At 52.4% G+C, this 6,805-nt stretch carries 4 protein-coding genes and 1 pseudogene; 3 read left to right on the forward strand and 2 right to left on the reverse strand.

Annotated elements, in window-relative coordinates; translation table 11 throughout:
* Positions 1-88: 88 nt before the first annotated feature.
* Positions 89-679 carry a sce7726 family protein gene (locus A7D21_RS20830; protein WP_069552577.1) on the forward strand — a complete coding sequence of 197 codons (591 nt, stop codon included), beginning with the start codon at positions 89-91 and terminating at the stop codon, positions 677-679.
* On the opposite strand, the gene A7D21_RS20835 is transcribed toward A7D21_RS20830, so the two are convergent.
* Entirely contained in the window at positions 663-1,691 is a 1,029-nt protein-coding gene (locus A7D21_RS20835; RefSeq protein ID WP_069552578.1) for a hypothetical protein, read from the reverse strand. The genes A7D21_RS20830 and A7D21_RS20835 overlap by 17 nt on opposite strands.
* 130 nt (positions 1,692-1,821) lie before the next feature.
* On the opposite strand from A7D21_RS20835, the pseudogene A7D21_RS36295 reads away from it, so the two are divergent.
* A pseudogene (locus A7D21_RS36295) lies at positions 1,822-1,950 on the forward strand (Hsp20 family protein); the annotation flags it as partial.
* Positions 1,951-2,217: 267 nt separating this feature from the next.
* Here A7D21_RS36295 and A7D21_RS20840 read toward each other — a convergent pair.
* A complete protein-coding gene (locus tag A7D21_RS20840; protein WP_069552579.1) occupies positions 2,218-4,338 on the reverse strand; it encodes a helix-turn-helix transcriptional regulator in 2,121 nt (706 codons plus the stop codon).
* Between the two features lie 410 nt (positions 4,339-4,748).
* Here A7D21_RS20840 and A7D21_RS20845 point away from each other — a divergent pair, with 410 nt between their 5' ends.
* Positions 4,749-5,924, forward strand: coding sequence for a tetratricopeptide repeat protein (locus A7D21_RS20845; RefSeq protein ID WP_069552580.1), 1,176 nt, complete (start codon positions 4,749-4,751; stop codon positions 5,922-5,924).
* Positions 5,925-6,805: the final 881 nt, after the last annotated feature.

Raw genomic sequence — 6,805 nt, forward strand, 5'->3', positions numbered from 1 at the left:
TCTAACGTGCTTACCGTTGAGGCGTTTACGCTCTGATGGGTTAGACTTTGCGGCTGTCCGCAGTATTTTTCATTTCAAGGCAACGATAATGCGTGAGGCAGAGATCAAACGAGCATTGGCGCACCACCTGGACTGCGTACGCGGCAGTATGTCGAGTATGCTCCTTGAGGAGTTGCAGCTCAGTGGCGGGGAGATCCGAGCTGACGTCGTCGATGCTTACGACATGCATTGCTACGAGATCAAGAGCGAAGGTGATTCGCTAAAGCGCTTGCTGGGCCAAGGGTCCCGATACGCGAGAGTGTTCGATCACGTCACTCTGGTAACCACCGAGCGACACCTCAAGAAAGCAATGCCCATGCTGCCCCAGTGGTGGGGAATCTTGCTGGTTCCCGAGCATGAGCATGCTGAGTTCAAGCAAGTGCGGCCTGCCAAACCGAACAAAGGTCAGGAGCCTGAAGTCCTCGCGACGCTTCTTAAACGAGAGGAATGCCTTTGCATTCTGGAGAGCCGGGGCGCTGTGAGAGGCTGGCGGGGCAGAAGTTTATACATGCTGCAAGATCGAGTTGCGCAAGTGCTTACGCTCGATGAGCTGCGCCAGACGGTGCGTAGTTACCTGCTCAAAAGAGGTGAGGCTTCGTCAGAAGAGGTGCATCACGATCTCTTTAGTATTGATCTTTGACGACATAAGCAATGTGATGAATCCATGCTTCGGTTAGGTGGGAGGACGCCCCTCCCTTCTTTTCTCGATCTGGTATTTTTGGGTCCGCCCGGGTGGCCATCAATCGATCCCCCAGGGAATAACTCGCTCCCTTAAAGTCATTGGCGTAGGTCGTCACTAAAATTACCGAAAGGTCGATAGAGTCCTGTTTGGTCTTGCCGGCCGCTTTCAGGATGAGCCAGTTATTGTCGCGTGTGTATCGCAGCGCGACTTTTTTGGCAATTTTCTTTAGGATTTCTTCTGTCCAATTGGGTGAAAGGATCCCGTAGTCGGAATACCCCACCTGTAAATCTGAAGCGATTGTCTTCAGTTCCCTCCAGAGCCGCCAATCGTCCCGATCATAAGCAGCCATTGCCGACACGTCTGTGAGGCTCGCAGGGTAAGCTCCCGACGTCAGGTGCACAGTGCTGTAGCCGCAACCCTTCATGTCTCGCAGCACTGCGGAAAAGGATTTTAAATCAGGAGGGGTCCACTGAGCGGGGCATTCACCCATGTCGATCATCAGCCGCGGCGAGATGTTCAGGCCGCTCAGAATCCTGCAGGCCTCCTGGGCCTGTTTGAAGTGGTCGGTGGAGAGGTAAACGCCCTCGATTCTCAGGCGCACAACGACAGAGTCGAAGGTAGATAGCAGCTGTTTCATTTTGTCGCTGATTTCTACGGCATCGCGAGAATCCAGCACCGGGATAATTGGGTAATTCTTGGCTCCAGCGACCGAGAGAAATGACTCAAACACCTCCATCCGGCGGCCACCCAACCGACCGCTCGGATCTGCGTAGTCTACGAGCGCTGTCCCTTTCCAGTAGTGATAAACCTCCGACATCAGCAACTGATGATGCGTGACGCCCCTGACCTCTATGCACGGCCAGACGTGATCAACGAGCTGCTCATCAATGGCTTCTAAGGCCTTCTGCTCAGCTTTTTGCCATTTAATAACAGGAATGTAGGGTGGATACTCGGGGTGTTGAAATGGCATTTCCTCTCCTTAGGATAATTTGATTCTATGGTGCCATCATCGTACGTGTTACTTCTCAAGTCACCGTCTTTGTGAGCGATGGTTATGAATAGCGGGTGCCGGGCAATCAGGGGCGAAAATTTTCGTTGTTTCGCATCCTTCTCACAACGTAGAAAAGCACGGTGATGACCAATACAGAATTGTCATTGCGGTCAGAGGTCTAGCGGAGAAAGATATGGGCATTCAGGTTGAAAGAGGCGTTCTGACGGTCGCCGGCGATACCCTAGGTGTAGTTGGTTAGGTTAGTCCTCAAAATAAAAAGCGCAGGCTAAACAAATGCCGGTAATTACGGCCATGTACGTTGCCCAAACGTTATTGAATTGGAAGTTTGGTGGCTTTCGGGCAGCCTCACCGCTGACACTGACGCGATTTTGAACAATTTATTCACCTACCCGAAACCCATATAACAATGGAGTTGTCGCTGATTTCGGCGGCAGCATGAGGGGGTGGGTTAAATCGCACCAGTGTCGATAGGCCTGCTGGCTACTCAGCTGTCTGCAACGCCTCCGGCCGCTTTTCTCAACGGAGCTATAAAGCTCGTTCTCCATGCACGTGTTATCCGCCTTTCGAGTTCAGCTCGCAGATCAGCATGATCTTCGAACCACACACGTAAATTCTCGGCTACGCCATCACGATACTGGCCTAGCCCGAGTCCGTAATTCTCTTCGCAGCTGTCCCATAGCTCTTGATCCTGTCTCAGAGGATTAGAGTAGATGGCCATTGCATGGTGGCGCGCCGCGTTAACGAAATCAGCATCCCACTGAGCTGCGTTAGCCTGAACCTGTTGAAGGAACCCACGTACGCTGCTGAATTCATCGTTGTCTAAATCGGATTCAATGATGGCGGTCAATCCTGCAATGACCTTGGACGAACCAGCCTTTGCTTCGGCAGCGGCACCGTCGCCTAGATACTGGTATACGTTGAAATTCCAAAAGCGACCGTTACGGCGACTTGCCGCCCATACTGTGCGAGCATGAAGTGAAGTGACCGCTCCGAGCAGGCGCTCATAGGGGGGGCGACGTAAACTGCCAAATTTCGCGTTACGTTCTGCAAATCGACTTAAATTTCCACTTACAGCGTTTAAAGCAGCAAGTGCGGTTGCCTGTTCTTGGTTTTCAATCATTTGGTCTATCGCAGCTATGGTTGCCTTTGCCGCAGTAGCTTGGGCTCCACGCACCGCTGAAATGCGATCCAGGACGAACTGCGTTAGTTGTGGTGCTCCGTCCGTGCTTGCATCAAAGGCAAAGGCATTGATGCCAGCTAGTCGTATTTTCTGGAGAGCGTCATCAATTTGACTAAGCTTGATGTCGTAACCTTCTTCAATATCCTCGGCAGCATCACCCGAATCATGCCTCATTGAGAGGGCATCGCCTTGCCGTGCAAGTGCAATGACAGCGACGCGCTCAAGCAGTGCAGGGTCGGCATCGGTTTCATTTACGTGTGTGAGTAGGCTTTGAGCGCTAGGATCAGGTGCGCTACCCCACTTCGAGCACAACAGTGTGATGGCTCTAGGATTCTTCAAATGTTCTAAAATATCCGGGCGGATAGCGCTACCATCCACTCCGCGGGTATCGATTACGGCTACCGATAAGCGAGAGTCGGGAAATAGAGCGAACGGGACGGTCACCGTGACTCGATCAGGTAGCGAGAAGTCACTATGTCTACCGTTGTTGATTGCTGTGAAGGTGGAGCGTAACCATTGCCGGCCTTCTTTCTCATCCACGCCGTCAAACTCAATCGTCCTGCGGCCGCGACGCCATAAGCTCAGCTTCGCAGCAAACTCGGCAGTAAATGTTTCCAGCGATTGAAAGCTTTGAGCCAATTCGATGGCGGGATCCGGTGCAGCCACTGCGCCTCTGCGCGCGCGGGCGGGGCGTAACAATCCAGCCATGTTGCGAAGGGCTCGCTCAACTTCTTCAGCCGGTTTGAATTCAGCGGTGCTTTGGGATTGAGCACCTGAAAGTTTTTCGTACAAGCTCCGGCAAACTTCCCCAACGAGTTTGTAAATTTCTTCGTCACTAACTGGCACAACGGTAAGAGCGAAACGCTCACCAGGTACCACTCGAACATCGCACAGAGTGGTGCGTCCACCGCCAGTATCTAGCAGCATCCCCTTCAAGTCAGACGCTGTAGTTTCGTCGAGAACCAATCCGGCTTGTCTGCATACAGCTGTTGTTTTGCCGACACCAATTTCTCCGACATAGACAACATCATGATCGAGCGACAACAGATATTGACCTGCTTCCTCAAGGCGACGTTCCAGTAATTGAGCTTGCCCCGCGAGGACTTTGGGAATTTGGTCGTCAATTAAGAACTCACGGACTCGAGCGAGCCCCTGTTCTATCGCGATTAGGCTTTCGATATCACGATGACGCAGCGATGGTCGTGGCAGGTTATTCCAATCCAGTTTAAGTAGCTCTCGCAGCGAGTTTGCTTGGGGTGTACCAATCGCGGTGAGGTATGCATCGGTGTCTGCAGCGTCTCCATCTCCTGCTTCGATCCTGGATATCCGCGTCTGATTACCGCTCATCCTCTTGGCGATTTCCCGTTGGGTGAGCCCTGATGCGCCGCGCACCTCAGCCAAAAAACTGCCCGTTTCAACACTCATAACGCACCCCGTTAATCTGATTCATAATGTACATGAATATATTCAAAAACAAAAAGAATGCAAGATTTTCCTTTCTGTATCGATTGATGGGAGCGCAAGGAGCTCGCGGAGATGATAGCGATACTTGATTCCATCAAGTACGTGGCGGAGTGAGACAACCGGTACCAGCTAGGTTGCTCGCGATCTGACAACAGTGCTAAACCCTTGGCTATTGGGTGATGCCGGTGCAGAGAGGCGTTGACAATATTGCTACGCATCGTATGCTGAAACGGCTCAACGATTGGCCATTGAGCCGGGGTTAACGCCGCGGCCCCCCTGCACTTGATGCATCGGCCAGACAATTTGGATTTAAACCCTTCACAAGGCCTTAGCGGTAGGTACTTGTGACCAAATGCGTCTGGAGATTTATCATGTCGTTTTATTCGTTCCGTAAACCTCGCTACACGTTCGAATCCCCTCGAAAATACGAAGTAAATCGTACCTTTACCGAATCTAGTCTTGTGCTCCCTGACGGTCGAAAGGTTCATCAGATCAAGCAGGAAAAGCTCGATTTAGATTTGTACTGCCACGAACATTTTAGTGCCTCCGCTGCGGATGTACTGGAGGCTCGAAAGGCCGAGCTGACGTCTCAGCTTGAAGCTGCCGTGGACGCAGCGGCACCGTTCATGCACTTTAACAATGGTGGGGTGCCCGTACCTTCTGTTTTATTGGACTTGGAAAAGAAGCTTCTGGATATTGCTCGCGAGGGCTCCTCTGACGCCAAGATGCAGTTGGGACTGCTTTACTGTGGTTCTGGACTGCACTTCGGACATAGTCAGGAGGAAGGATTAAGCTGGCTCATCAAGGCTTTCAAGCAGAACCATTCTGATGCGCCGGGGGAGCTCGGCGTCTATTACCTGCGAAAGGAGAACTGGGCAGAGGCCATCAGGTACCTCCGTTACGGTGATAAGCAGGGTTGCCCTCTTTCTCGTTACAAGCTTGCGGAGGTCTATATGGAAGGGGTTCCGCAAGCGCCTCAATCTGTATCCAAGGCGTTCAGCCTTTTCAAGCGATCATCAGAGGGTGGGTATCCGCTGGCAACCGTTCGAATGGTTGCCTTACATCTTTATCACGAGATTCCTACCGCGCTCACAGCTACTCCGGTCGAGTTGCTAGGAGAGGCGGTGAAAGATGGATGCAAGGAAGCTATGTTCCTGCTGGCAGACCTGCATCGGTTAGGCGATGACGCACCGAAGGATTTGCATGAGGCCCTCCGGCTCTACGATTTGGCAGCCCGCCTTGGTTACCCCGATGCGCAGCTGTGGATGGGCCACATCATGAACGTTGGCGAGCGTAAGGGTTTTCCGGTGAAATCGGACTTGGAAGAGTCCCTTCGCTGGTACGCGGCCGCTACTCATATTTCTGGCAGTTCAGAGGTGCGGGGTCAGGCGTATTTCTGTCTCGGATACCACTCCGCGAATGCAGGCAAGCACTATGCCGCCCATGCCCAGTTCCAGAAAGCTGCGGAGCTCGGCTATCCGGAGGCCCCAAAAGCCCTCGCGTTAGCAAAGGCCTGGATCGACGCTCAAGCTCAAGGGGGGCTTTGAAATGACCTCATTGATCATTTGTCCTTCTTGTGAGAGTGGATATCGCCGTTGCGCGGTTTGCATGGGCGGGGCGGCACCCGTGGTATGCGAAGAGTGCGACGGAAGTGGGCTCTATTATGATCCCAATGCGGAGAAACTGCGCGAGTGCCTCAGCTGCGAAGGTGAGGGAGAGGTCGCCCCAGAGAACTGTCGCCACTGCGACTGCGGGCTAATCATCTGCGGTCTTTGCTGGGGATCTGGCAATCTTGATGATGACTCCTGTACCACCTGTGGGAATAGTGAGCAGGTTGAATGTGGATTGTGTCGAGGGACCGGCCAGGTCATAACCGAACGGGATGTGCTTGGACTATGTCACGAGTGCGATGGTCAGGGCATATTGCCGTGCCCACGGACCCACCTGCTCTAACCTTGGGCTCACCAGCCACATGCTGGACGTCCGGGTTCCACGTGGAACCAACTATTGTGTGATACGAGTAGGCTTTTCTCATTTACTTTGTGAGTCCGCGTCAGCGGACTCGCAAAAAAGATGAATTTCCACCAGCGTTTGCTGGAGCTCCCGAATCATCTATTCTGTGAACCTACATCAGGTGTAGGTCACAAAGTGGTTCGGCTAATCATCACTGATAGGCCGACCCTACGAAGAAGGCCCGCGCACAGCGGGCTTTTTTTTGCCCACATTATTTGCTTACAGGTCTTGGGGCGTTTGATAACAAAAGCCCGGCTTTTAGTATGGGAAAAATAATTTTTAGATGGGGGGTTGACCACGTATTTGAATACTGTATTATTCGCCTCCCGCTGACGAGCAACTTGAACAGAGTTGCTACTTAAGTATTTGATTTTGTTAAAAGATCATAAAATATTAAGTGTGTTAGCGGCTGAGG

Origin of the sequence: Pseudomonas sp. AP19, from assembly GCF_001728855.1 — a bacterium.
In the GTDB taxonomy this organism is placed as follows: domain Bacteria; phylum Pseudomonadota; class Gammaproteobacteria; order Pseudomonadales; family Pseudomonadaceae; genus Aquipseudomonas; species Aquipseudomonas fluorescens.